The following is a 24,623-nucleotide window of genomic DNA, read 5'->3' on the forward strand; positions in this document are numbered from 1 at the left end:
AACGATAATCCGGACGGAGTTCATTCCAGAATAGAATGATCTGCCAGATGCCAGCTTGACCACCCAACCCAATCGCCAGGCCTTGCATGTTCCCGCCACGCCGCTTTCTGCCGCCCATGTCCCTGCTTTGCGCATTTGAGGCGGCTGCGCGCCATCAGAGCTTCACGGCTGCTGCCGCTGAACTGCATCTGACGCAAAGCGCGGTCAGTCGGCAGATTCGTGCGCTGGAAGATCGCCTGGGGGCCGAGCTGTTCGTGCGTGAGCGCCAGACCGTGCGTCTGAGCCCGGCAGGCCAGGCGTATGCGGAGGAAATTCGCGGTGCGTTGATGCGCATTTCCAGCGCCACGGTTGGCTTTCGTGCGAATCCGCAAGGGGGCAGCCTGAACCTGGCCATCCTCCCCACCTTCGGTACCCGTTGGCTGGCACCGCGCCTGCCGCAGTTTTTCGATCAGCATCCCGGCATCACGATCAACCTGACGACGCGGCTATCGCAGTTCGACTTCCAATTGGAGACAGTGGATGCGGCCATTCATTTCGGCCCGCAGCACTGGCCGGGGGCCGAACTCGCCTTGTTGATGAGCGAGACCGTCGTGCCCGCATGCAGCCCGGCGTTTTTGGCCCGGTACGCCTTTGCGCAGCCGCGCGATCTGCTGGGTGCGCCGTTATTGCACCTGGCCTCGCGCCCCGATGCCTGGTCGCGCTGGCTGGCCACCCATCAGGTAGACGGGGGCGATACGCAAGGCATGGTGTTTGACCAGTTTGCGACCGCCGCCCAGGCCGCTGTTGCCGGCCTGGGGGTGGCATTGCTGCCGCGCTTTCTGATCTCCCACGAGTTGCGGCAGGGCGATCTTGTTCTGGCCTTGCCCCATGTGCCGGAGATGGAAAGTGCCGAGCGCTACTATCTGGCCTGGCCTACTGGCCGGACCGACTATCCGCCTCTGCAGGCGTTGCGAACATGGCTCGTGCAAGCGGCGCAGGACTTCACGCAGGCACAGGCTGCCGCGTGATATGCAACAGTGGCAAACACTGCATGACGTGTCGATGACTGTTCTGTAAAGTTCGCAGATCGCATCGGGCAAGGGCGTGGGTGTGCCGTTCCCGATCGCTGAAACACAAGGCTGACGTTACTTATCGCTCATGTCCATCCAACACGCGCTGCTCACTTCCCTGCTCGAAAAGCCTTCGTCCGGCTACGAGCTTGCCCGCCGCTTTGACAAGTCGATGGGCTATTTCTGGAGTGCCACCCATCAGCAGATCTACCGCGAGCTTGGCCGCATGGCCGAGGCCGGTTGGGTCAGCATGGAAGAAGAGGAAGACGGTCGCAAGAAAACCTATACGGTCCTGCAACCGGGGCGCGAAGAGCTTGCGCGCTGGGTACTGGAGCCGACGGTGTCGTCGGACAACCGTGAAGAGGTGCTGGTGAAGCTGCGGGCCGAGGCCGTGATCGGTCCGCTCGGCTTTATCGACGAGATGCAGCGCCTGATCGAGCAGCATCGCACGCGCCTGAACACCTTCCGCGAGATCGAGCAGCGTGACTTCATGCGCCCTGATCTCACGCGTGCGCAGCGGCTGCAGCACGCCGTGCTTCAACGCGGCATCGTTTACGAAGAAGGCTGGCTCGCGTGGGCAGACAATGTGCTGCCGTTGCTGGAGCCAGCCTCAGTAACCGCTTAAAGGCCAAGCGGCCTTCAAGCAGAATTACGCCGTTGCCTTGTCGCCTGCCGGGGCGCGTAGCGCCTCGATGTTGTTCAGGCGACGGCGTGCCACTTCAAACTCCTCGGCAAAGCGCTTGACGAGTTCCGCCGCCGGCACCACGCGCTTGACCGCGCCCACGCCCTGGCCGGCACCCCAGATGTCTTTCCATGCCTTGGCCTTGGCGCCGCCACCGGAGCCGAAGTTCATCTTGCTCGGGTCCGATTCCGGCAGGGCTTCCGGGTCCAGGCCCGCGCTCTCGATGCTCTTGCGCAGGTAGTTGCCGTGCACGCCCGTGAACAGGTTCGTGTAGACGATGTCGCTGGCGGTGGATTCCACGATGGCCTGCTTGTAGCCTTCGATCGCGTTTGCCTCTTCGGTGGCGATGAACGCCGAGCCCACGTAGGCCAGGTCTGCACCGGCAGCCAGCGCTGCCAGGATGGCATTGCCGTTGGCGATGGCGCCCGACAGCAGCAGCGGGCCATCAAACCACTCACGAATCTCGTGGATCAGCGCAAACGGCGAGGTCGTGCCTGCATGGCCACCCGCGCCGGCCGCCACGGCGATCAGGCCATCCGCGCCTTTCTCGATCGCCTTCTTCGCGAACTTGTTGTTGATGACGTCGTGCAGCACGATGCCGCCGTAGCTGTGCACTGCCTGGTTCACGTCTTCACGGGCACCCAGCGAGGTGATGACGATGGGCACCTTGTACTTCACGCACAGCGCCAGGTCGTGCTCCAGGCGGTCGTTAGACTTGTGCACGATCTGGTTGACGGCGAACGGTGCCGACGGCTTGTCCGGATGTAGCGCGTCGTATTCGGCCAGCTCCGTGGTGATGCGCTGCAGCCAGGTTTCCAGCAGTTCGGCCGGGCGCGCATTGAGCGCCGGGAATGAGCCAACCACGCCTGCCTTGCACTGCGCGATCACGAGGTCGGGGTTGGAAATGATGAACAGCGGCGAGCCCACCACAGGTACGGACAGGCGGTTTTGCAGAATCGGCGGCAGCGACATGGCAGTCTCCGTTGGAATCGAATCGTTATGGAATCAGGAACAGCGGCGGGCGTTGGGCTCAGGCCTCGGCCTTGAGCGCGGCGAGCTTGTCGGCCAGCTTGGCTCCCATGGCGGCGCCCAGCGCCTGCAGGCCAGTGGCGGGGCGGACCATCACCTCGAACTCGACAATCTTGCCGCTCGCATTGAAGCGGATCATGTCGATGCCCTTGAGCGATTTGCCGCTCACGTTGGCGCTGAATTCCAGCACCACGCTCGCACCGTCATCCGTGGCGAAGCTGCGGTGGTATTGGAAGTCTTCAAAGACCGTGTTGACGGTACGCAGCACCAGCGTGGTGGCGGTGCGGCCCGGGTACGCCGTGTGCGCCACGGGCGAGCGGAAGACGACGTCCTCGGCGAACAGGTCGTCGAGCGCGTCCATGTTGCCGCTCTCAAGCATGGCGTGCCAGGCGGCGAGCGTGGCTTGCGACTGGGCGGGCAGAGCGGTAGGAATCGGCTGGGTCACAGTGTCTCCTGAGCAGAAGTGCAACAGATTGCATCAGCGTGGAGGCAACATAGCACAGCACCTTTTACTATGCAACAAGTTGCATAGTGTGTTGATTCGAACGGAAGCGGTGCTTTAGTCGCCTGCGTGATCAGCGTGCTGTGCACGCACCACGATGACGGTGCGGCGCGACAACTTGACCGTCCGTTCAGCCACGCTGCCCAGCAGGATGCGCGCGAGCCCATGCTTGCCCTGCGAGCCGACGACAATGGTGTCAGCTTGCCAGCGCTCTGCCTCGTGTTCGAGTGCGTTGCCGATGTCGTCGTCCGTGGGGGAGAGCATCAGCACGCCGGTTTCAGCAGTGGTGCCATTGGCATCGAACTGGCGCTGTAGCTCGGCCAGCGAGGTGCTGGCGGTGCGGTGGAGTTCCTCGCGCAGCGTGTCGACGCTGTAGATCTCACGCGATTCCGGCATGGTTGGCGAGCCGATGGCCCAGACCACGCGCACCCGGCCGTGAAACGCGCGGGCGAGCGCGGCGGCTTCCTCCACCGCCAGATGGGCTTCGTGTGTGCCGTCAAAGGCAACAAGAATGCGTTGATGCATGGGGCGCTCCGCAGGATTGGAATGTGGATGCCCTCACTGTAGCAGCGCAGGTGGGCTGTGCTGCACCCCGGGGTGGTTCGGGTTTGCGCCGAGTCAAGCTGGCGGCGTGCCCACGCGCGCTGGGTGCGCCAGCAGCAAATCCAGCAGCCCTTGCGCCGCCACAGATAGGCTGCGCCCCTCGCGCCGGATCACGTACAGCGTGCGCACCAGCCCTGGCAACGGCAGTGGTCGTACCACCAGTGCCGGCAAGCGGAACTGGAACAGTGCCAGCGCCGGAATGACGGTGATGCCCAGGTTGGCCGCCACCAGCGCGGCGGCGGTGGCCAAGTGCTCGACCTCCATGCCGCTGCGCAGCTTGGTCGGGTGCAGGGCCGCATCGAGGTATTGGCGGATGCTCGTGTTGCGCGCGAGGTGGATGAACGGCGCGTCGACAAGGTCGCCCACACTGAGCGAGGGTTTGCGCGCGAGCGGGTGATCCTGGTGGCAGACAAGATGGAAATCGTCCGTGCAGAACGGCTGTGCGGTCAGCCCGGCCATGTCTGCACCGATGGCGGCGATGGCGAAGTCCGCCGCGCCGCGCCGGACCATGTCGATGCACGGATCCGACAGCAAGTCGTGCAGGGCGAGTTGAATGCCCGGGTGCTGCGCGGAAAAATCCGCCAGCACGCCTGGCAGGATGCCTGCCGCAATCGACGGCAGCGCGGCCACTGTGACACGCCCCGTGCGCGCGGCGGCGCGGTCGCGCAGTTCGGCAAATGTGGCCTCGAAGTCTGCCAGCAGGCGCAGGGCGGATTCGGCAAAGGCTTCGCCCTCGGGCGTCAACTCAACGTGCCGCGTGTTGCGGTCGAACAGGCGTACGCCAGCCTCGGCCTCCAGATTCTGGATCAACGCGCTGAAGGCCGATTGCGACAGGTGGCAGGTCTGCGCCGCCTGCGTGAAGTTCTTGTGCTCGCGCAGCGCGGCAAAGGCGCGGAGTTGCTTGACGGAGAGGGTCATATCAAGCTGCAGCGCCTGTCGTGATCAGCCAATTGGTGTGCAGAGTTCCACAAGCGTGCCATCGGGGCAGCGCAGATAGGAGACCGTCTGGCCCCAGGGTTTGACTTGCGGTGCTGCGATCTCGGTCGCTCCGGTAGAGATGGCATGACGATGCGCGGCCTCGACGTCGGGCGTGACGAAGGCAAGTTCGATCCCGAGCGGCTTGTCAGACTGGCTGGCATAGACGAAGCCGGCTGGCGAGTGCGATTCGGCAAGCTCGCGTGCGGCAAAGGCGAGTGTTGTGGCGCCGGTTTCGAGTTCGCCGTAATCGTTCGTTTCTGCCAGGAAGCGGCGCTCAAACCCAAACGCGGCTTCAAAGAATGCCAGCGATGTCGGAACGTCTGGCACATACACGATGGTGTATCCGAACTTCATCTGCATCTCTCCAATAGCGATGGGCGCATCTTAGTCGGGAATCCTTAGCGTGAGCAGCGCGCTCGACAGTGATTTGCCATGTGCATCCAGCGCCAGCGAGCGCGTTACGCCACCGGCCAGGGCGCCGTGCAGCACGAAGTTGAGTGCACCCAACTGCGGCAGCACGTAACGCTCGACATTGCCGTGGACGAGTTCAGCGAAATGCGCGCGCACGCGCTCGGCTGTCACGTGCGTTTCGAGCACGGCAAAGTCTTCCGCGCGATGGGCGATGACGGAGATGCATGAGATGTCGCCCTTGTCGCCGGCGCGGGTGTGGGCGAGGTCGCGAAGGATGCGGGTCATGTCAGCTCTCCAGAATCTGCACGTTGTGAGGCGCGAGCTCGGCCGGGATCAACGTCGACGCCACGGCGATGATTTCGCGCGCGCTCTTGGTCGCGCCGCCGCCGCCGGAGGGGCCACAGGTCAGCAGCGTTTCCACCTCGTTGCCGATGCGCACGGCTTCGGCCATCGAGTCGGTGCGGGCGGCCACGCGCACCCGCACCTCGTACGGTTCGGCATCGGTGCGGGAGAGGGCGGGGCCGTGCAACGCATCTACGCCGATGAGTTTGAAGCGCGTTTCCGTCATCTGCACGCCCGTGAGCGCCAGCCGTTCGCGCACGATGTCGAGCGCCAGTCTGGCGCGTGCGACTGCGTTGGGGCCGGCGTAACTGATCTGGCCCTCGCCGATGTAGCTGTCGAGATAGCCGATTGAGACCTTCAATTGCCCGGTGCGCGGCGTGCCCGTCGCGCCTTCAATGACAACACGGTCCTTGCCATCGCCGCGCATGCGCACGTTGGAAAAGTCGGCCACCACATCGGGCGTGAGGTAGCGCGCCGGGTCGTGGATCTCATAGAGCAACTGCTCCTTGCACGTCGCCTCGGTGACGAGGCCGCCGGCCGTGGGCACCTTGGTGATGCGCACCGAGCCGTCTTCGCCGACTTCACCGATGGGAAAGCCAAGCCGTGCGAGATCGGGTACGTCTTTGATGCCCGGGTCGGCAAAGTAGCCGCCCGTGATTTGTCCTGCGCATTCCAGCAAGTGCCCGGCCAGTGTGCCGCAGCCAAGGTGGTGCCAGTCATCCATGCGCCAGCCGAAGGCGTGGATGAGCGGCCCAAGCGCCAATGCGGGATCGGCCACGCGCCCGGTGATGACGACGTCTGCGCCTTGCTCCAACGCATCGACGATGCCCTGCGCACCGAGGTACGCATTGGCCGACACCATGCGTGCACCGAGCGATACAACGGGCTCACCGCTATCCATCAACGTGAAGTCGTGGCCGCGGGCCTGTAGCAGGTCGAACACATCGTCGCCTGTGACGGCCGCCACGCGCAGCTTGAGGCCAAGCTCGCGAGCGATGTCTCGCGTGCGTTCCGCTGCCGCTTGCGGGTTGGCCGCGCCCATGTTGGTGACGATGCGGATGCCGCGCGCCGCACATGCCGGCAGCACGGCTCGCATGCGTGCTTCGAGCAGCGGGTCATATCCATGCGACGGGTCTTTGCGGCGCACCTGCTGCGCGAGCGCGATGGTGCGCTCGGCCAGACACTCGAACATCAGTACGTCGATGTCGCCGTGCTCTGCGAGTTCCAGCGCGGGTTCGATGCGGTCGCCCGAGTAACCGGCGCCGCCGCCGATACGTAATGTCTTCAACTCGTTTTTCATGCAATCACCACGGAAGCACGCCCAGCACCACGGCCGCCAACGTCATCAGCAGCGTGGCGCCAAACAGGAAGGGGATCGAGAATTTCTGATGGTCGGCCAAGTCGATGCCGCACAGGCCGACCACGAGGAAGGTTGCCGGTGTGAGCGGGCTGACCGGAAAGCCTGTGGTCATCTGGCCAAGCACGGCGGCCTGCGCGACATGCACGGGTGCGACGCCCAGCATCTTCGATGCCTCTGCCACCACCGGCAGCACGCCAAAGTAGAACGAATCCGGATCGAACAGCAGCGACAGCGGCATCGACAGCACGCCCAGCACCACCGGAATGTGATGCGCCATGGCGGGCGGGATGAAATCGACCGCCGTCTTCGCCATTGCCGTCAGCATGCCGGACTTGCTCATGATGCCGGTAAAGACACCCGCGGCCAGCAGGATGCTCGCCATCATCAGTGCGGCCTTGGCGTGAGCATCCACGCGCTGGCGTTGCTGGTCTACGTTCGGGTAGTTGATGAGCAGTGCGGCCACTACGCCCAGCATGAACATCACCACCGGGTCCACCTTGCCGCTCACCATCACGCCCATCACGACGACGGTCAGCACGAGATTGATCCAGAAATTGCGCGGGCGGCGCAGCGCCTGCTCGGCCTCTGTGAGCGGACGTGCGACGACTTGTGCGGCGCCGCCATGATTGGCAAGGCCCAGTCGCTTCTCTTCACGCTTGCCCAGCAGCCATGCACACACGAACACAAAAACGAGGCCCACGATCTGCACCGGGATCAGCGGGTTGAAGATGTCCGTCACGGGCATGTGCAGCGAAGCCGAAGCGCGGATCATCGGGCCCGTCCACGGCAGGAAGTTCACGCCGCACGCCATCGACGTTACGCACGCGAGGATGCGCCGGTCCATGCCGAGCCGGTCGTACAGCGGCAGCATGGCCGGAATGGTGATGAGGAATGCCACCGCGCCCGAGCCGTCCAGGTGAATCAGCAGCGCCAGCAGCGCCGAGCCCATTACGATGCGCGGTGGCCGGCTGCCCACGGTGCGCAGGATGCGGTCGATGATCGGGTCCAGCATGCCGGCATCCGTGACGATGCCGAAGTACAGGATGGCGAAGATGAACATCCCCGCCACGGGCGCCACATCCTTGATGCCGCCGATGATGAACTTGCTGGTGTTGAGCCCGAAGCCGCCCACAAGCGCGGCGATGACGGGAATGGCGATGAGCGCGACCAGCGGCGACATGCGCTTCGTCAGGATGACGATAAACAGCGCGACGATGGTCAGCAGCCCGAGCAGTGCGAGCATGGTCTCCTCCGAGTGCTTGGAATCGGAATCCCTGTTGGCGGGATTTACGGGCGACTGTAGAAGCTGCTGATCTGCCTGTGAAACAGAATATTTGGATGGATTGAGCTGATTTGGCGATAAGTGAAGCAGGCGCCGCTCAGAAAATCCCGGCAAAATGTGGCGCGTTCCAACCCGATGCTGGAGACCTTGTGCGTACTGCCCCGACTGTCCTGATCCTGCCTGGCTGGCAGAACTCCGGCCCCGAGCACTGGCAATCGCGCTGGGAGGCGTTGCACGGGGATCGCCGCGTTCAGCAGCGCGAGTGGTTCACCCCCAAACGCGCCGACTGGGTGGCCGCGCTGGACGCTGCCGTGCGTGACGCACCGGGCGATGTCGTACTGGTGGCGCACAGCCTGGGCTGCGTGCTGACGGCGCATTGGGCTGCGGCGTCTGCCCATACAGCGCGCGTGCGCGGTGCCTTGCTGGTGGCGCCGCCGCAGCTTGGCCGGGAAGATTCGCCGCCCGAGGTGATTGACTTCCAGCCGGTGCCGCAACAGCGCCTGCCGTTTCCGGCCACCCTCATCTTCAGCACCAACGACCCTTTCAGCGATGCCGCCTGGAGCCGCAAACAGGCCGAGGCCTGGGGCGCCGCGCCGATCGATTTGGGTGCGCGCGGTCACATCAATGCTGAATCCGGCCTGGGCGACTGGCCGGAAGCCCGTGCCGTCGTTACTAAGTGGAGCAAAAGCCCCATTTGAAGTGAGGGCTTGACCCTAAAGCTTCTTCAGGGTTTTGAATGGAGGCATGAAACCCGATCTCGCCTCCGCCCTGCCGTCCCACAACCACGCCGCCAAGCCGGAAGTGTCTGGCTGCGGTGGTTGCTGCGGCCACGATCACCCCGCTGCACGGGAGTCTGCCGACCACGCACACAAGCATGGGAACGACCATGACCACGGTCACGACCATGAACATGACCACGGACATGAGCATGCGGGCGGCAACAAGGACCACAGCTGCAGCCACGATCACGACCACGCGCATGCGCACGGTCCGGCACCGGTCGCCGCCCCCGTTGATGCTGCCGCCCTGGCCCGCGCCAAAGGCCGCACGAAGATCCGCATCGAGCAGATGGATTGCCCGACCGAAGAGCGCATGATCCGCGCCAAACTGGGCAACGCCGCAGGCGTGGTCGCGCTGGATTTCAACCTGCTGGAGCGCCATCTCACCATCCACCACACCGTGGACGACGTGACGCCGTTCCTGGAAGCGCTGCGCGCCATCGGCATGGATGGCGAGGTGTTGGAAGCGCATGACCGCGCAGCTTCTGCGCCCGCAGCACACACAGGCATCTCGCGTCGCACCTGGTTGCTGGGCATCGGCGGAGTGGCTGCGTTTGGCGCGGAGGCTATCGCCTGGTCTCTGGGTGATCACGCCTGGCCGGTGCTGGCATTGGCGCTTGCGTCCATCGCACTGGCCGGCGGGCCGACGCTGCGCAAGGGCTGGATTGCCGTGCGCGCGCTCACGTTCAACATCAACTTCCTGATGGCGGTGGCGGTGATCGGCGCGCTGCTGATCGGCAAGTGGGCCGAAGCGGCCATGGTGATCTTTCTGTTTGCCGTGGCCGAAGCCATCGAGGCGCGCGCCCTGGTACGTGCCCGCGATGCGGTGCGCGCGCTGACTGCCATCGCCCCCGATACCGCAGAGTTGACCGACGGCAACGGCGGCTGGCGTGATGTGGCCGTCGAAACGGTTGCCATCGGCGCACGCCTGCGTGTGCGCACGGGCAGCCGTGTGCCGGTCGACGCGCGCATCGTGAGCGGCCGCGCGGCGCTGGACGAATCGCCCGTCACCGGCGAGAGCCTGCCGGTGGAGAAGACCGTGGGCGACACCATCCTCGCCGGCACCATCGTCACTGACGGCGTGATCGAGGTCGAAGCCACGGCCGCAGCGGCTGACAGCACGCTCGCGCGTATCGCCGGGGCTATCCAAGAAGCCCAGTCGCAGCGTGCGCCCACGCAGCGCTTCGTCGACAAGTTCTCGTCCATCTACACGCCCGCGATGATGTTGCTGGCGCTGGCGGTTGCCGTGGTCGGTCCGCTGGTCACGGCAGACGACTGGCTCACGTGGACGTATCGCGCGCTGGTGTTGCTGGTGATCGCTTGCCCCTGCGCACTGGTGATCTCCACACCGGTCACGGTGGTGAGCGGCCTGGCTGCAGCGGCGCGACGCGGCATTGTTGTCAAGGGTGGTGTCTATCTGGAAAGCGGCCGGCGCCTGCGTGCGCTGGCGTTGGACAAGACCGGCACGCTCACCGCTGGCCGCCCGGTGCTGGATGCCGTGGTGTTGCCTGATAGCACGCGCAGCACGCGCCGCGCCGTGGCGGATCTGGACGTCTCCGCGGATGGCGCCCATCTGCACGCACTGGCAGTGGCCGCCGCGCTGGACGCCAACACCACGCATCCGATTGCCGTGGCGATCGTGCAGGCTGCGCAAGCACATGGCGCTGTAGATGCGGGCGCGGTTGAGGACTTGTCTGTGCTGCCGGGCCGTGGGGTGGCCGGCACGCTGGGTGGCGTGCGCTGGCATCTTGGTAACGCCGCACTGGTGGCTGAGCGCGGTTTTGATACCGCCGACTGGCGCGTCGCCGCGGAAGGCTTGCAGGCTGAAGGCATGTCCGCCGTCACGCTGTGCGACACGAACGGTGCGGTGGCACTCTTCGGCGTGCGTGACCGCGAGCGCCCGGAAAGCGCACAGGCCATTGCAGAACTGCGTGCACTGGGTGTGCAGCCCGTCATGATTACCGGTGACGACCGCCGCGCGGCTCAGGCCATCGCCAAGACGGTCGGTATCGACAACGTTCATGCCGAGCAACTTCCCGCCGACAAGCAGCGCGTGGTGGGCGAGCTTGCCGCGCAGCATGGTTTCGTCGGCATGGTGGGCGACGGCATCAACGACGCCCCGGCCCTGGCGCGCGCCGACATCGGCTTTGCCATGGGTGCGGCAGGTACGGCCACGGCGCTGGAGGCCGCAGACGTCGCCATCATGGATGACGATCCGCGCAAGCTCGCTGGCTTCATTCGCATCAGCCGTCGCACGGTGGCGGTGCTGCGTCAGAACATTGTGCTGGCGCTCGGCATCAAGGCTGTATTCCTTGCGCTGGCCGTCATGGGGGACGCAACGCTGTGGATGGCGATCTTTGCCGACGTGGGTGCGAGCCTGCTGGTGGTCTTCAACGGGCTGCGGGTGATGCGCACGCGCGTTTGATCGGGGCGATCCGACAGCGCGTGCGCGGTCAGGCCATCAACGCAGGCCAGTGATGCGCGCGTCCTTCGGGTAGGTGATGAGGTAGTCGGCGGAGAAGCGGATGCTCTCTCCGGCCGGGATTGTCTGCTCCCACGCAATCACGCCCGGACGGTGCTCCCAGTCGCGCTTGGCAGGCTCCGGTGAAAAGGTCGAGCGCACCTTGATGTCGTCAGACTGGCTGACCGGCGTGGCTTCCAGAATCTGTACGTCAATCGCGTCGCCATGCCGGTTGCGCACGGTGTAGAGCGCGCTGAGTTGGCGCTCGTTGCGGTTGTCGAGCAGACCCACGCTGCGTTGATAGGTCTTGGGTGTTTCCACCACCACGGTCACGAGATCATCGCGGCCAAAAGGCAGCGTGACTTTCTGATCGTCGGCTGCCGGGTTCCATTGCGTATTGCCGACCACCGCACCGTCGCGGCGCAGTTGCAGGTTGCCTGCAGGCCAGATGCCTTGCGGGCGATCTACGGTGGCGATCAGGTACGCGGCGGTGTCCATGCGTGGCGTGCTGCGTGCGGCCAACTTGGCGGGCAGCGTTTCGCTGGCCAGCGTGAAGGTCACCTTCTGCGCATCGGATGGCAGTTCCACGGCGCCAGGTACCTCAAACTCGGTGGCAAAGGCGGTCTGGACGGTGTTGACTTCGAACAGCGGGGCCTCGTCGGCCTCTCGTGGCTCGTTGCTGCGGCCAAGCTTGGCTCGGGGCGCTGGTGCCATGGCAGCAACCGGTGCTGCTGGATACGGCATCGCTTGCGGCGGCGGTTGAATGTCCAGTTGCCAAGCATATGGTTCCGGCCCGCGCGGTGTGTTGCGTGGCTGGCCCGTCGACAAGCGCAGCCGCACGCCGCGCCAATCTTCGCCCGTTGATTGCGCAAGCGTTGCCTGCCGCTCGACGATGACGTTGGAGCGCACCGAATCCACGCTTGCCCGATACGCCGGCCGCCAACCCGCACGTGCGGTCTGGTAGCTGACACGCAGTTCGCCACCGCGCGGCGCTGCCACGGCAATGCGGACGGTGCGCAATGTGTCGGTGCCCGAGCCATGCGTACGCTGCAGCGCATCGAGCTGCACCTTCAATTCGGCGTCGCGCTTTTTCAGTTGTTCCTGTCGTGTGAAGACCTCCTGCGCGCTGCGTGCCAGCGCATCGGTCGCGCGCCCCAGCGTTGAGAAATCCGTGGCCGGTGCGCGTCCATCGCCACCGGTGCGCTCACTCACAGCCTTCAGGTAGCTGGCCGATAGCGTGTTCGCCTGCAGTTGCACGTCGAGCGCGGCACGCTGGTCTTGCAGGGTACGGATCTGTGTCTCCAGGGCAGTCTTTGCGCAAGCACTGCCTTCGCTGGGCACGGTTTCCACGCGCACGTCACCCACGCGGATGGCGCTATCGCTCTCGACACGCAAGCTGTCGGCATCGAATGTTGTTGGCAGGCAGGTCAGCTCGACACTGCGTGCACCAGCGGCAACGGTGGCCGTGCGCACAACCGTGGCGCTATCCGGATACAGCGTGACATCCGTGATGCGTGATGGCGTCGCGGCTTGCGTTGCCGCAGCGGCAGCCATTGTGACCGCGCCGAGCGCCATGCGTTGCCGATGTAGAAAATGCGTTGCCGGTTTCGTCTTCATCCGCCCCACTCACATGTCGTGAAATGCGGCGAGTATCGCACGTCAAAGTGACGTGCACGGCAACTGGTGTGGTGGGTTAGCGATGCACGCCGCGGATGTGCCGATGGGCGTGTTCGGCCTCGCCATGATCATGGTTGTGGCCGTGGTGGCTGGTGGAAACCGGCTCTTCATGCAGCGACTGCAGCACGCCACATTCCGCCACCGATGCGGCCGTCGTGCAGCGTAGCCCGATCGATTCGATCTGGTGTCTGAGTTCGGTCAGCTCCGCAATGCGCGCTTCTACGTGGCGCAGGTGTTCGTCCAGCAGATGGTTGATTTCTTCGCACGAGGCCTGCGGGTTGGCCTGCAGTTCCAGCAGCCGGCGAATCTCGGTATGAGCCATGTCTAGCGACCGGCACTTCGCAATGAAGGCCAGTTGCTCGGCATGCTCGGGCGTGTAGACACGGTAATTGTTGGCGGCGCGCGCCGGCGGGGGCAGCAGGCCCTGCGCTTCATAGAAGCGGATGGTTTCGATGCTGATGCCCGTGCGCTGGGCGAGCTCGCCAATCTTCATATACGAAAAAGGATCAGAAAACGGTCGGTTCAGCGGTGGCTGCTTCAACGCCGGCAACCTTCAGGCAGGCGTCTATGCAGGCGCGGCAGGCGGTTGCGCAGGCGCTGCAATGGCCCTGGCCGTGATGATCGCATTCTTCCGCGCATTGATGACAAATCTCGGCACAGTCTTCGAGCAGCAGTTCTGCGAATTCGCTGTTGCGCTCCAGGAATCGGCGTGTCATGGCGCAGTATTCGGCGCAGTCCGTGCATAGGCGCATGCAGCGCGCCATGGTTTCAGCGTGGCCGTTCTTGCCGGATTCCGTCGCGCAATGCTCACAAGCGGTTTGGCAAGCATGAAGCGCCTGGATCACACTGGCAAAACGCTTGGCATTGTCTTTCGCGGTCGGACGAGTGGTCATGTCGGTTCTCCTGTGGCAGTGGGCATGCACGCTTGCGCGCTTGGGAAGGGATGGGCCCGGGGGCATAACCCGCGTCCATCCCTTCAATTTAGCAACTGGCGCTCCACTGCGTGAGCCCGACATGAGCCCAATACAGCATCAGACGATGGCTGCCTCGGCACCGCCGCGGCGCAGCATGCCCTTGCCGGCACGCGCGATCAGGCGGTTTACACCGCCCACCACTGCGCGGATCGACGCGGTGGTCAGGTTGGCGTCCACGCCCACACCGAACACGCTGCCCGCTACATCTGGCGCGGCCATTTCCGCAAAGGCAATGGCATCGGCATTGGCGCCTTGACCCAGCGCGCGCTCTTCGTAGTGGTGAATCGATACAGGCGTGGTCAGCACATGCGAGAGCGCGTGCACCAGCGCATCCAGTGGCCCGTTGCCGGAGCCTTCGCAGATGTGCTCGTGGTCATCGATGTTGACCACCAGGCGGATGTGCTGGCTGCCGTCATCACGCTCGGTCAACCGGTGCGATACGTAGCCGATGGCACCATCGCCGCGCAGGTAGGTCTGCTGAAACAGCGCCCAGATGTCGGCACCAGTGGCTTCACGGCCGCTCTCGTCGGTCAACTGCTGCACGGTGCTACTGAACTCCACCTGCAGGCGGCGCGGCATCGCAACGCCATAGCCCGATTCCAGCAGATACGCGATACCACCCTTGCCCGACTGACTGTTGACACGAATGATCGAGTCGTACGTGCGGCCCACATCGGCCGGGTCGATCGGCAGATAGGGCATTTCCCAAAGCGCATCGGGCTTCTGCACCGCAAAGCCTTTTTTGATCGCATCCTGATGCGAGCCCGAGAACGCGGTGAACACCAAGTCACCCACGTACGGATGACGCGGATGCACAGGCAGTTGCGTGCAGTCTTCGCATGTGCGCGCTACGTCATTGATGTGCGAGAAATCCAGCTCCGGGTCGACGCCCTGGGAGTACAGGTTCAGCGCGAGGGTGACGAGATCCACGTTGCCGGTGCGCTCGCCATTACCGAACAGGCAGCCTTCCACGCGGTCGGCGCCGGCCATCACGGCCAGTTCTGCGGCTGCGACAGCGGTGCCGCGATCATTGTGCGGATGCACCGAGAGGATGATCGAATCGCGGCGCGCCAGGTTGCGGTGCATCCATTCGATCTGGTCGGCGTAGATGTTGGGCGTGGCCATTTCCACTGTGGCCGGCAGGTTGAAGATGATTTTGTGCGCGGGGCTAGGGTCCCATACCTCGGTCACCGCGTTGCAGACCTCGAGCGCAAAGTCCAACTCTGTGCCGCTGAAGACTTCGGGGCTGTACTGGTAGGTCCACTGCGTCTCGGGCATCGTCTCCGCAATCTCGCGGATCAGCTTGGCGCTTTGCACGGCAATGCGCTTGACGCCTTCTCGGTCGGTGTTGAACACGGTGCGGCGGAACACCGGCGCCGTGGCGTTGTAGACGTGGATGATCGCGCGCTTGGCGCCGCGCAGCGATTCCATTGTGCGGCGGATCAGGTCTTCACGCGCCTGCGTGAGCACCTCGATGGCCACGCCGTCTGGGATGTGTCCGCCTTCGATCAGTTCGCGCACGAAATCGAAGTCAGTCTGGGAGGCGGCGGGGAAAGCGGCTTCGATTTCCTTGAAGCCAATCTGCACGAGCATCTTGAACATGCGCATTTTGCGCTCGGCGTTCATGGGCTCGAACAGGGCCTGGTTGCCATCGCGCAGGTCCGTGCTCATCCAGATCGGGGCACGGGTGATGGTCTTGCTGGGCCAGGTGCGATCGGCGAGGGCGATCTGGGGGAAGGGGCGGTACTTGGTGGCGGGGTTCTTCAACATGGCTTGGGTGTCCTGTGAGATCGAGATCGGTTGCGTGCGTTGGGTACGTTGGGGACGACCGCGCGGGCGGCGTCCGGCGTGGCCGGAGTCGGGGAATCGGTGTGGCGGCCAGACAGCCACGGGCGCGTGGTCTGGCTACCGGGCGATAGTCGGGTCTGTAGTCGTAGCGAAAGCAGGATCGAGGTAGGCATGGCTGGCTCTCAGTCGGTGAGCTGATTGCGTCACACGAGGCCCGTCGCCTGTTGCGCAACGGACCGGTCAAACACCGGAACGAGGGGGAAAGAGAGGTCTACGCGCTTACACGCGTAGTAGGGAAGCGGATAGCGATAGCAGACCGCGCACGCACGAGAGGGTGCGGGCTTGAGCGGTGAGGAGGGCGATCTGCTGGGAGTGCATTTCTTGATACTGCGGGCGGATGGGGCGCATTGTCAAGTTGCCTGGGCGGAATTCGGACGATTCTGGACCGCACGCCGCCGAAAGGATTCCACTTCGTCTCGCCGGAAATCCAATGTGAAGTACTCGCCAGCAAAACGTAAGCGAACCTGCTTTAATACACCCCGTTCATACCGCCAGCCCGCTATATCAAAGGCTTTATAACGGTAAGACTCCCTCACGCCCCCACAAGGAGAACACCACAATGGTCACGTTGAACATCAACGGCAAACCGGTGGAAGTTGATGCCGATCCGTCGACGCCACTGCTTTGGGCGCTGCGCGACAACCTCGGCATGACCGGCACCAAATTCGGTTGCGGCGTTGCGTCGTGCGGTGCGTGCACGGTGCACCTGAACGGTCAGCCCACACGTAGTTGCGTGCTGCCGATCTCTGCGGTGGCCGGCCAGCAGATCACCACATCTGAACACATCGCCGATGACAAGGTCGGCAAGGCGGTGCTTGATGCTTGGATCAAGCACGACGTGGCGCAATGCGGCTACTGCCAGAGCGGCCAGATGATGAGCGCAGTGGGTCTGCTGCGCAGCAAGAAGAAGCCGACCGACGCGGATATCGATAGCGCGATGGCCGGCAACCTGTGTCGCTGCGCGACGTATCAACGTATCCGCGCGGCGATTCACGATGCCGCCAAGTCGCTGGCCTGAGCCCCACCGGAGAATTCACGATGCGTATTCGAAATCTTGAAGCACTGGCTGGTGGCGGCGCACACCCGCAACCGGCATCTGCGGACGCGGGTGTGGCGACGCTGGATCGCCGCAGCTTTCTGAAGCTCACGTCGCTGGCCGGCGGCGGTCTTGCACTCGGCATTGCGCCGGTGCTGGCGGGCGCGCAGGACGCGAAGGCCAAGCCGCCTTCGGCGCCGCAGGCATTCATCATCATTGCCCCGGACAACACCGTAAGCGTGGCGGTGAACCGTCTGGAGTTTGGCCAGGGTGTGCACACCGCGCTGCCGATGGCGCTGGCGGAAGAGCTGGACGTCGATTGGCGCAACGTGCGCGGCGTGCTCGCGCCGGCGGGCGATCCGTACAAGGACCCGGGCTTTGGCATTCAGATGACGGGCGGCTCGACTGCGCTGAACCACTCGTTCCAGCAATACCGTGAGCTGGGTGCACGTGCACGCGCCATGCTGATTTCGGCCGCTGCCGAGCGCTGGAAGGTGGACCCGTCCACGTGCCAGACGGCCGATGGCGTGATCACCTCGGGCAGCAACCGCGCCACCTACGGTGAACTCGCGCAGGCTGCGATGGCACTGCCGGTGCCGGCTCAGGTCACGCTGAAGAACCCGTCGCAGTTCCGCATTGTCGGCAAGCCCACGCCGCGTCTGGATGCGCGTGCGAAGCTCGACAGTTCGCTCAAGTTCGGCATTGATACGCGTCTGCCGAATATGAAGGTGGCGGTGCTGGCCCGCCCGCCGCGCTTTGGCGGCAAGGTGGCCAAGTACGACACAGCAGCGGCCAAGGCTGTGAAGGGTGTGGTCGATGTGCTGCAGATTCCGACGGATCGCGGTGGCACGGGCGTGGCCGTCATTGCCGATGGTTACTGGCCCGCCAAGCAAGGTCGCGACGCGCTGCAGGTGAGCTGGGAAGACACCGGCTCGACGGTGACGACGCCTGCGCTGATGGAGGAATACAAGAAGCTCGCCGGCCAGCCCGGCACGGTGGCCAAGCCTGCCGATGTGAGCGCGATTCAGTCGGCGCCCAAGCGCATTCAGGCTGACTACGAGTTCCCGTATCTCGCGCACGCACCAATGGAGCCGCTGAACTGCACGATCGACGTACAGAGCGCTGGCGGCAAGATCAGCGGTGCGAAGGTTTGGGTCGGCTCGCAGTTCCAAACCATCGACCAGGGTGCGATCGCCAAGGTGCTGGGCGTGGCGCCCGAGAAGATCGAACTGAACACGATGATGGCCGGCGGCGGCTTTGGCCGGCGCGCGATCACCACGTCGGATTACGTGGTGGAAGCGGCCAACGTGGCGAAGGCGTATGCAGCTGCTGGGCACAGCGGCCCCGTCAAGGTGATCTGGAGCCGTGAAGACGACATCCGCGGTGGCTATTACCGCCCGATGCATCTGCACCGCGTTGACGTGGGCGTCGACAACAGCGGCAAGGTGGTCGGCTGGAATCACGTCATCGTCGGTCAGTCGATCCTCAAGGGCACGCCGTTCGAGGCCTTCATGGTCAAGAACGGGGTGGATAGCACGATGGTCGAAGGCGTGATCGAGAACGACTACGGCTTCCCCCTGCAACTGACGGTGCACCATCCGGACGTGAATGTGCCGGTACTGTGGTGGCGCTCGGTTGGCCACACGCATACGGCTTTCGTGATGGAAACGATGGTCGATGAGGTGGCGCATGCCGCCAAGCAAGATCCGGTGGCTTTCCGACTGGCACGCTTTACCGACAAGGAACACGCGCGTCATCGTGCCGCGCTGCAACTGGCCGTTGACAAGTCTGGCTACGGCAAGCGCAAGCTGCCGAAGGGGCAGGCTTGGGGCGTGGCGGTGCACGCATCGTTCGAGTCGGTGGTGGCCTATGTGGTGGAGGTGTCGATCGACAAGGGCAAGCCGCGCGTGCATCGCGTGACAGCCGGCGTGCACGCCAACCGCGTGGTCAACCCAATGGGCGCGGAAGCGCAGATTCAGGGTGCCTGCGTGTTCGGCCTGGCGATGATTGCGCCGGGCTTTGCCATCGAGATCGAGAACGGCGCGACCAAGAACAGCAACTTCCCCGACTACCCGCCCGTGCGCATGCCGGACGCGCCGCCGGTGAACGTGTTCTTCGTGCCGTCGGAAGACAACCCGACTGGTCTGGGCGAACCCGGTACGCCGGCGATTGCACCGGCCGTGGCCAACGCGGTGTTTGCGTTGACCGGCAAGCGCCATCGCAAACTGCCGTTCGACACGGTGTAACTGTCATCATCGCGTGATGCGATTGGAGCCGGCATGCAGCAATGTGTGCCGGCTTTATTGTTCGGCGGACTGTTTCTTGCGTCCGCGCTTGTGTTGTCTTTCCACCCGGAGGAGCACGTCATGGCATTGAACATCCTGTACACCGCCCACGCCACCGCCACAGGCGGCCGCAACGGCCACACGCAAACCGACGATGGCCAGGTCTCGCACGATCTGTCGGTCCCGAAGGCAATGGGCGGCCCAGGCAAGCCCAACACGACCACACCGGAAGACCTGTTTGCCGCCGGCTATGCCGCGTGCTTCGGCTCGGCATGCGACTTTGTTGCCAAGAGCATGCTCAAGCTCAACCCGAGCAGCGTCGAGATTCATTGCGACGTGGGCATCGGTACGCGCTCCGAAGGCGGCTTCGGTCTGAAGGTCGGGCTGACCGCGCGTGTTGGCGGCCTGTCGCAAGCCGATGCAGAGAAGCTGGTGGCCACGGCGCACGAGGTGTGCCCGTACTCCAACGCCACGCGCAATAACGTGGAAGTCACGCTCAAGACCGAGGTGGTCTGATGCACAAGCGGCCTGTTGCTGGTGCTGTTGTTGGCGTATTGCTGGCCGCGGGCCGCGGCAGCAGGTTTGACCCTGAGGGTGCGGTGAACAAGCTGCTCGCCGCGCTGCCTGACGGTGACGGTACACAGGCGGGCACGCCAGTCGCCGTGCAGGCAGCGCGGCATCTACGGCAAGCCGTGGGGGATGTGGTGGCCGTGGTGCCCGCGGCTGCCACGCACGGCGCACAGGTTGAGCGGCTGGCCGTGTTGTTGGCCGAAGCCGGCTGTGACGTCTTGCGATGCCCGACGGCGGCCAACGGCATGGGCGCCAGCCTGGCCGCAGGCGTGGGCGCACGTCCTGACGCGGGCGGCTGGGTCATCGCCCTGGCCGACATGCCGTGGATCGCCCCCGAGACCATTGCTCACGTCGCGCAGGCGCTTGACGCGCACCACTGTGTCGCGCCATTCCACGCAGGGCAGCGTGGTCACCCCATCGGCTTCGGCGCCGATTTCTTCGCCGGTTTGACTGCGCTCGACGGTGATGAAGGCGCGCGGCGCCTAATTGATCCCACCACGCTCGTCCGCATCGACAGTAACGACAGCGGCATTCTGCGCGATGTCGACACTCCGGCTGATCTGGCGTAGTGCCCTGATTCTTTACCGTTGCACAATTTGTTCACAGCAACGCCCAAACTGCCTGCGGAACCTGCCGCAACCGCTTGATGCACAAGGATTTGTTGCGCGATGTAACGGCTGTGCCGGATGTGGATAACTTACGCCGGACGTGCCCGTTTTATGTTGTCGACACGTTTGCAGGAATCCGTCAAGCCCGTTGTCATGCCGACGGTTAACGGCATGTCGGGTTATGCACAGAACATGTGGATAAGTCTGTGGGAAACGTTGTCCGACCCGCGTGGCGACGGGCTTTGGTCGGCATTGCTCGGGGATTTGGCACACCCAGTCGGGTTGACCGGGGGGCTTCTTGCAACATTTGATTACAACCGGAAACAGAATGTCAGGCGGTCTTCGACCAGACTCCCGGTACGCGATAGCGGCGATCTTGACGATCTCGTGTCGCGACCGATGCATTTGAAGGAGAAAAACATGGTTCGGGTACTGACAATTTTTCTGGCGGCTGCCACGGTGTTGACGGCAACCGGTTGTGCCGACATGACGGCGCGTCAACGTAATACCGCCATCGGTGCAGGCGTAGGCGGTCTGGCGGGTGCCGCGCTGATCGGCGGCCCAGGCGCAACGCTGGGCGGTGCCGCGCTGGGTGGTCTAGTGGGCAATGTATCGACGCGTTGATACGACGATACGCACATCGTTTAGGAGAAAGCGGACCCGGGGTGAAAGCCTTGGGTCCGTTTTTTCATGCCTGCGCGCGGCTGAGTGAGCGCAGCAGACTTTCAAGTGCGGACACTTCCAGCGGGCGGCCAAACAGGAAGCCCTGCACTTCATCGCAGGCGTGTGTCGAGAGAAACGACGACTGCTCGGGTGTCTCCACACCCTCTGCCGTGACGGTCATGTTCAGCGCGTGCGCCATCGCAATGATCGTCTTCGTCAACGCCACGCAATCGGCCACCGCCGGCACGCCGCTGATGAACGAACGGTCGATCTTGATGTTGTGGATTGGCAGGCTGCGCAGGTACGACAGCGACGAGAACCCGATGCCAAAGTCGTCGAGAGAAATGCGCACGCCGCGCGCGGCCAGGCTTGTCAGCAGACGTTGCGTCGACAGGCGATCGGCCAGCAGCACGCTCTCCGTCAATTCCAGTTCCAGTCGCGACGACGTCATGCCCGATGCCTTGAGCGCTTCATCCACATCGCGCTCGATCACGCCGGCATCGCATTGCCGCGCAGATACGTTGACGGCGACGCGCCCCGTGAAGCCGAAGTTGCGCTCCCACACCTGGCCCTGTGTGCACGCCTGCATCAGCGCCCAGCGGCCAAGCTCAAGGATGTAGCCGGACTCTTCCGCCACGGCGATGAACTCGGTGGGCGAAACCGCCCCCAACTCTGGGTCGGACCAGCGCATCAGTGCTTCCACTGCCACCAGTTCGCCCGAGGCGAGCGCGTACTTAGGCTGATACACCAGCCGCACCTGCCCGCGCGCGAGCGCACGGCGCATGCGCTCGTTGAGGGTGAAGCGGCGCAGCATCTGTGTTTCGAGCGCACGCGAGTATCGCGTAATGCGGTTACGGCCGTTCTCCTTGGCACGGTACATGGCAGCCTCGGCATGGCTGACCAGTGTGCCGGCATCGGCACCGTCTTCCGGAAATGCCGTGACACCAATGCTGGCAGACAGGTGCAGTTCGCGCTCGCCGCCGGTAAAGGGTTTGGCCAGCGCATCGAGCACCTGCTGGGCGAGCGCGTTGACGGCGTCGGGGTCGTCGATGGCCACGCAGAATTGGTCACCGCCCAAGCGCGCCAGCAGCGCACGCTGGCCGACTTCGGCGCGAATGCGCTGCGCCGCCAGGTTGAGCACCTGGTTGCCGATGTGATGGCCCATTGCCTCGTTAACGGTCTTGAAGTGGTCCAGCCCGATATAGAGCAGCGCGGCCCGGCCGGTGGAGGGCAGCGCCAGGCGGGCGTCGAGCCGTTCGATGAACGCCGCGCGATTGGGCAGGCCGGTCAGCGAGTCCTTTGTTTCCAGCAGGCGCAGTTGCTCGTGGGTCGAACGTTCCGCGGTGATGTCGGTAAAGATGACCAGCACAGCATGCGGTGAGGCGCTGTCCGGTGAAAACATCGGCAGCACGGATTCGCGCAGCCAGACAATCTGCCCGTTGCCGGCCGGTACGCCCACCACCACGTTGCTGATGGCGCGTCCGGTGCGTGCGGCCAGTGTGGAGGGCCATGCTGCGCGCGGCAGGATGGTGCCGTCTTCACCGAGCATCATGTCGCTGAGCGCCATGCGCGGGCGGCCTTTCCATGAAGCGCCCGATAAGCGGAGGATCTCGGACGCGCTGCGGTTGTACGACAGCACGCGGCCGTCGGTGGACAGCGTGAGTACGCCTTCGCTCAAGTGGTTGACGACCAGACGGTACTGATCGCGCAGATCACGCGCTTGGGCATACTCGCCTTCCAGGCGCAACAGTTTGACCAGTGCGCTGACATAACTGGCGCTCGTGGTACGCAATGCAGCGTCGTCAGGTGTAGCGGCTGGTGCTGGGTAGAACAGGCACAGCAGATCACCGCTCGACGTCATGCCACCATGCTGAGCCGGGATGCGGCATAGCCAAGTGGGCAGCGCCTTGCCGAGCACGCGCGTGAGTACCTCATGCAGGGCGGCCGGTGCATTGGACTGGCGAATCAGTTCGATGGGGGCCACGTCGTTCAACAGCGGCGCGACGCGCGCAAGTTCAACATCGAGTTCGCCGGATATTGGCGCGACGAGTTGTTCGCGCGCGGCCTGCGTGCCGTACAACCGCGCCCGGCCGGAGACCACGCGCGTCACGACGCACAGCGCAGTCGGCAGTGCTGCCTCGAGCGCGCGCAATACCGCGTGCAGGCGCTCCCCAAGTGATGCTGCGGATGGCAGCGTAGACAGCAGATGATCAAGGTGTTCGTGCGGCAACGCCGCGCCGATGGCTTCGGCACTGAGGATGCGCTCGCCAGCCTTGCCAGGCAGTTGCGCATCGAGCGGCATAGGCAACCCGTGTACAACGACCTGCTGCGCGGGCAGACCATCGAAACGTGTCGGCGTGACAGTCAGCCGGACGGTGACCGGCGCCTCGGATGTGCCCAGGGAAACAGCGGAAGCCACCTCTGTGGAGGCTGCATCGGGCGTCTGTGGATCAGCGTTGGCGCCTGCGTACGCATTCAGCGTGGCCGGCACATCCTGAAAGAAGCGCGAGAACGGTTCACCGAGCAGCTGATCGCTCGAGAGCGCGTGCACCATGCTGATGCCGGCCGCATTGGCATACACGATGCGGCCTTCGAGAACGATGTAGAGGGGGACGGGCAGGCTTTGTGCCGACAGCGGGTAGGAAAGTTCGTCTTGCATCCCACGCTCCAACCAATGGTATTGCCCGAGATACCACACGCAATCAATGTGTCCGCGGGCAACGCAACAGGCGCCAGCCTGCGGAGGCGGGACAACGACTTTTATGATGCGCAAAAGTCGCGTGTCGCGCAAATTGTTGATTTGTGATTTATACAACACACCATATGTTTGGTTTGTCTGCGCAGTTCTCGGTGGTTTGCAGCATTCGCAGAAAAGAGCGGCGCTATCGATACGGATTCGATGATGCGTGCGATACCGCATCTGAAGCGCTGCCTTTGTCGATGAAATGCCGTTCGGTGCGGCAAGGCGTGTAAGCGCATGTGGACGCTGACATCAAGATACGAATTCGCATTGTGTGGGCGAAATAGATGTTCACTCGGCGCGATGCGCGTTATGGAAGGAAAAGGGTTGCGCCTGCAAGCAGCATGTGTACTGGCATGCCGAAGCGCAAAGCCAACTGTAAAACACGGGCAAGGATGGATTCATCGTGGGTGTATCCAACCATCAGTCCGCAGGGTGTACCGCTTTGAAGCGGTTTTAGCGGCTGTCAAACATTGCTCCAGAGAGGTGAAGCAATGCGGTGCCAATGCCAGTCGCTATGTAGCCTGATAGGAGGCGGCACCGCTGGTCGCCCGTAATGTCCTGGCGTAAGTTGGCCTCCGAAATTGCGGGACCCAACGACACTTGCTAATGTGGTGGCACTGAAATGCAGTGCGTTGCAGGTTTGCCGTCTCGTCTGATCGCGTATACCAGATGGACGCGTCAATCTGACTTTCTGGTTGAATCGTGAGCATTCGGTATGGCTGATTTGATTCGGCCGCTTTT

The 24,623-nt window shown here is 63.9% G+C and carries 22 protein-coding genes; 9 read left to right on the forward strand and 13 right to left on the reverse strand.

The window, feature by feature from the left end; all coding sequences use genetic code 11:
- Nucleotides 1–86 precede the first annotated feature (86 nt).
- Nucleotides 87–1,007 (forward strand): LysR substrate-binding domain-containing protein, encoded by a 921-nt coding sequence (locus JHD73_RS02225; protein ID WP_199027288.1) that lies wholly within the window; start codon nt 87–89, stop codon nt 1,005–1,007.
- 130 nt (nt 1,008–1,137) lie between these two features.
- On the forward strand, nt 1,138–1,674 hold the full coding sequence (locus JHD73_RS02230) for a PadR family transcriptional regulator (RefSeq protein ID WP_199027290.1): 537 nt from the start codon (nt 1,138–1,140) through the stop codon (nt 1,672–1,674).
- Nucleotides 1,675–1,698: 24 nt separating this feature from the next.
- Here JHD73_RS02230 and JHD73_RS02235 read toward each other — a convergent pair whose 3' ends face one another.
- From JHD73_RS02235 to JHD73_RS02270, 8 genes are all read right to left on the reverse strand, one after another.
- On the reverse strand, nt 1,699–2,703 hold the full coding sequence (locus JHD73_RS02235) for a nitronate monooxygenase family protein (RefSeq protein WP_199027292.1): 1,005 nt from the start codon (nt 2,701–2,703) through the stop codon (nt 1,699–1,701).
- Nucleotides 2,704–2,761: 58 nt separating this feature from the next.
- The gene (locus JHD73_RS02240; RefSeq protein ID WP_199027294.1) at nt 2,762–3,205 is read right to left on the reverse strand and encodes a nuclear transport factor 2 family protein; all 444 of its coding nucleotides are present in this window, start codon (nt 3,203–3,205) and stop codon (nt 2,762–2,764) included.
- A gap of 114 nt (nt 3,206–3,319) precedes the next feature.
- Nucleotides 3,320–3,787, reverse strand: coding sequence for a universal stress protein (locus tag JHD73_RS02245; RefSeq protein WP_199027296.1), 468 nt, complete (start codon nt 3,785–3,787; stop codon nt 3,320–3,322).
- A 93-nt stretch (nt 3,788–3,880) separates the two neighbouring features.
- Nucleotides 3,881–4,783: a LysR family transcriptional regulator gene (locus tag JHD73_RS02250; RefSeq protein ID WP_199027298.1), complete on the reverse strand. Its 903-nt coding sequence runs from the start codon at nt 4,781–4,783 to the stop codon at nt 3,881–3,883.
- 24 nt (nt 4,784–4,807) lie between these two features.
- Entirely contained in the window at nt 4,808–5,197 is a 390-nt protein-coding gene (locus JHD73_RS02255) for a VOC family protein (protein ID WP_199027300.1), read from the reverse strand.
- Nucleotides 5,198–5,227: 30 nt separating this feature from the next.
- Nucleotides 5,228–5,539 (reverse strand): hypothetical protein, encoded by a 312-nt coding sequence (locus JHD73_RS02260; RefSeq protein ID WP_199027302.1) that lies wholly within the window; start codon nt 5,537–5,539, stop codon nt 5,228–5,230.
- Between the two features lies 1 nt (nt 5,540).
- Nucleotides 5,541–6,896 carry an acyclic terpene utilization AtuA family protein gene (locus JHD73_RS02265; protein ID WP_199027304.1) on the reverse strand — a complete coding sequence of 452 codons (1,356 nt, stop codon included), beginning with the start codon at nt 6,894–6,896 and terminating at the stop codon, nt 5,541–5,543.
- Between the two features lie 4 nt (nt 6,897–6,900).
- The gene (locus JHD73_RS02270) at nt 6,901–8,199 is read right to left on the reverse strand and encodes a CitMHS family transporter (protein ID WP_199027306.1); all 1,299 of its coding nucleotides are present in this window, start codon (nt 8,197–8,199) and stop codon (nt 6,901–6,903) included.
- 188 nt (nt 8,200–8,387) lie between these two features.
- Between JHD73_RS02270 and JHD73_RS02275 the strand changes: the two genes are divergently transcribed.
- Both JHD73_RS02275 and JHD73_RS02280 read left to right on the forward strand, forming a co-directional pair.
- Complete coding sequence (locus JHD73_RS02275) at nt 8,388–8,936, forward strand: alpha/beta hydrolase (RefSeq protein ID WP_199027308.1); 549 nt, start codon at nt 8,388–8,390, stop codon at nt 8,934–8,936.
- A 46-nt stretch (nt 8,937–8,982) separates the two neighbouring features.
- Nucleotides 8,983–11,442: a cation-translocating P-type ATPase gene (locus JHD73_RS02280; protein ID WP_199027310.1), complete on the forward strand. Its 2,460-nt coding sequence runs from the start codon at nt 8,983–8,985 to the stop codon at nt 11,440–11,442.
- A gap of 36 nt (nt 11,443–11,478) precedes the next feature.
- Here JHD73_RS02280 and JHD73_RS02285 read toward each other — a convergent pair whose 3' ends face one another.
- The 4 genes from JHD73_RS02285 to leuA all read right to left on the reverse strand — a co-directional run bounded on the left by JHD73_RS02285 (nt 11,479) and on the right by leuA (nt 15,899).
- Nucleotides 11,479–13,095 (reverse strand): DUF4139 domain-containing protein, encoded by a 1,617-nt coding sequence (locus JHD73_RS02285; protein ID WP_233176745.1) that lies wholly within the window; start codon nt 13,093–13,095, stop codon nt 11,479–11,481.
- Between the two features lie 76 nt (nt 13,096–13,171).
- A complete protein-coding gene (cadR, locus tag JHD73_RS02290) occupies nt 13,172–13,648 on the reverse strand; it encodes a Cd(II)/Pb(II)-responsive transcriptional regulator (RefSeq protein ID WP_199027312.1) in 477 nt (158 codons plus the stop codon).
- 13 nt (nt 13,649–13,661) lie between these two features.
- Complete coding sequence (locus JHD73_RS02295; protein ID WP_199027314.1) at nt 13,662–14,048, reverse strand: four-helix bundle copper-binding protein; 387 nt, start codon at nt 14,046–14,048, stop codon at nt 13,662–13,664.
- Nucleotides 14,049–14,186: 138 nt separating this feature from the next.
- Nucleotides 14,187–15,899: a 2-isopropylmalate synthase gene (leuA, locus tag JHD73_RS02300; RefSeq protein WP_199027316.1), complete on the reverse strand. Its 1,713-nt coding sequence runs from the start codon at nt 15,897–15,899 to the stop codon at nt 14,187–14,189.
- A 637-nt stretch (nt 15,900–16,536) separates the two neighbouring features.
- Between leuA and JHD73_RS02305 the strand changes: the two genes are divergently transcribed.
- From JHD73_RS02305 to JHD73_RS02325, 5 genes are all read left to right on the forward strand, one after another.
- Nucleotides 16,537–16,995 (forward strand): (2Fe-2S)-binding protein, encoded by a 459-nt coding sequence (locus tag JHD73_RS02305; protein ID WP_199027318.1) that lies wholly within the window; start codon nt 16,537–16,539, stop codon nt 16,993–16,995.
- A 20-nt stretch (nt 16,996–17,015) separates the two neighbouring features.
- Nucleotides 17,016–19,259 carry a xanthine dehydrogenase family protein molybdopterin-binding subunit gene (locus JHD73_RS02310; protein WP_199027320.1) on the forward strand — a complete coding sequence of 748 codons (2,244 nt, stop codon included), beginning with the start codon at nt 17,016–17,018 and terminating at the stop codon, nt 19,257–19,259.
- Nucleotides 19,260–19,379: 120 nt separating this feature from the next.
- Nucleotides 19,380–19,814, forward strand: a complete 435-nt coding sequence (locus tag JHD73_RS02315; protein WP_199027322.1) for an organic hydroperoxide resistance protein — start codon at nt 19,380–19,382, stop codon at nt 19,812–19,814.
- Nucleotides 19,814–20,437, forward strand: a complete 624-nt coding sequence (locus tag JHD73_RS02320; RefSeq protein ID WP_199027324.1) for an NTP transferase domain-containing protein — start codon at nt 19,814–19,816, stop codon at nt 20,435–20,437. The genes JHD73_RS02315 and JHD73_RS02320 overlap by 1 nt, the downstream gene beginning before the upstream one ends.
- Before the next feature lie 459 nt (nt 20,438–20,896).
- On the forward strand, nt 20,897–21,100 hold the full coding sequence (locus JHD73_RS02325; protein ID WP_039596769.1) for a hypothetical protein: 204 nt from the start codon (nt 20,897–20,899) through the stop codon (nt 21,098–21,100).
- Between the two features lie 64 nt (nt 21,101–21,164).
- Here JHD73_RS02325 and JHD73_RS02330 read toward each other — a convergent pair whose 3' ends face one another.
- Entirely contained in the window at nt 21,165–23,798 is a 2,634-nt protein-coding gene (locus tag JHD73_RS02330) for a GGDEF and EAL domain-containing protein (RefSeq protein ID WP_199027326.1), read from the reverse strand.
- Nucleotides 23,799–24,623: the final 825 nt, after the last annotated feature.

Source organism: Ralstonia sp. ASV6 (assembly GCF_016429285.1).
Classification (GTDB): domain Bacteria; phylum Pseudomonadota; class Gammaproteobacteria; order Burkholderiales; family Burkholderiaceae; genus Ralstonia; species Ralstonia flaminis.

Excerpts from the sequence above, each read along its gene's own strand:
- JHD73_RS02250 (WP_199027298.1), bottom strand. The coding sequence starts at position 4,783 with ATGACCCTCTCCGTCAAGCAACTCCGCGCCTTTGCCGCGCTGCGCGAG.
- JHD73_RS02325 (WP_039596769.1), top strand. The coding sequence starts at position 20,897 with ATGGTTCGGGTACTGACAATTTTTCTGGCGGCTGCCACGGTGTTGACG.
- JHD73_RS02330 (WP_199027326.1), bottom strand. The coding sequence starts at position 23,798 with ATGCAAGACGAACTTTCCTACCCGCTGTCGGCACAAAGCCTGCCCGTC.
- leuA (WP_199027316.1), bottom strand. The coding sequence starts at position 15,899 with ATGTTGAAGAACCCCGCCACCAAGTACCGCCCCTTCCCCCAGATCGCC.
- JHD73_RS02285 (WP_233176745.1), bottom strand. The coding sequence starts at position 13,095 with ATGAAGACGAAACCGGCAACGCATTTTCTACATCGGCAACGCATGGCG.
- JHD73_RS02310 (WP_199027320.1), top strand. The coding sequence starts at position 17,016 with ATGCGTATTCGAAATCTTGAAGCACTGGCTGGTGGCGGCGCACACCCG.
- JHD73_RS02320 (WP_199027324.1), top strand. The coding sequence starts at position 19,814 with ATGCACAAGCGGCCTGTTGCTGGTGCTGTTGTTGGCGTATTGCTGGCC.
- JHD73_RS02280 (WP_199027310.1), top strand. The coding sequence starts at position 8,983 with ATGAAACCCGATCTCGCCTCCGCCCTGCCGTCCCACAACCACGCCGCC.
- JHD73_RS02305 (WP_199027318.1), top strand. The coding sequence starts at position 16,537 with ATGGTCACGTTGAACATCAACGGCAAACCGGTGGAAGTTGATGCCGAT.
- cadR (WP_199027312.1), bottom strand. The coding sequence starts at position 13,648 with ATGAAGATTGGCGAGCTCGCCCAGCGCACGGGCATCAGCATCGAAACC.
- JHD73_RS02260 (WP_199027302.1), bottom strand. The coding sequence starts at position 5,539 with ATGACCCGCATCCTTCGCGACCTCGCCCACACCCGCGCCGGCGACAAG.
- JHD73_RS02295 (WP_199027314.1), bottom strand. The coding sequence starts at position 14,048 with ATGACCACTCGTCCGACCGCGAAAGACAATGCCAAGCGTTTTGCCAGT.
- JHD73_RS02235 (WP_199027292.1), bottom strand. The coding sequence starts at position 2,703 with ATGTCGCTGCCGCCGATTCTGCAAAACCGCCTGTCCGTACCTGTGGTG.
- JHD73_RS02255 (WP_199027300.1), bottom strand. The coding sequence starts at position 5,197 with ATGAAGTTCGGATACACCATCGTGTATGTGCCAGACGTTCCGACATCG.
- JHD73_RS02270 (WP_199027306.1), bottom strand. The coding sequence starts at position 8,199 with ATGCTCGCACTGCTCGGGCTGCTGACCATCGTCGCGCTGTTTATCGTC.
- JHD73_RS02245 (WP_199027296.1), bottom strand. The coding sequence starts at position 3,787 with ATGCATCAACGCATTCTTGTTGCCTTTGACGGCACACACGAAGCCCAT.
- JHD73_RS02315 (WP_199027322.1), top strand. The coding sequence starts at position 19,380 with ATGGCATTGAACATCCTGTACACCGCCCACGCCACCGCCACAGGCGGC.
- JHD73_RS02230 (WP_199027290.1), top strand. The coding sequence starts at position 1,138 with ATGTCCATCCAACACGCGCTGCTCACTTCCCTGCTCGAAAAGCCTTCG.
- JHD73_RS02225 (WP_199027288.1), top strand. The coding sequence starts at position 87 with ATGTTCCCGCCACGCCGCTTTCTGCCGCCCATGTCCCTGCTTTGCGCA.
- JHD73_RS02265 (WP_199027304.1), bottom strand. The coding sequence starts at position 6,896 with ATGAAAAACGAGTTGAAGACATTACGTATCGGCGGCGGCGCCGGTTAC.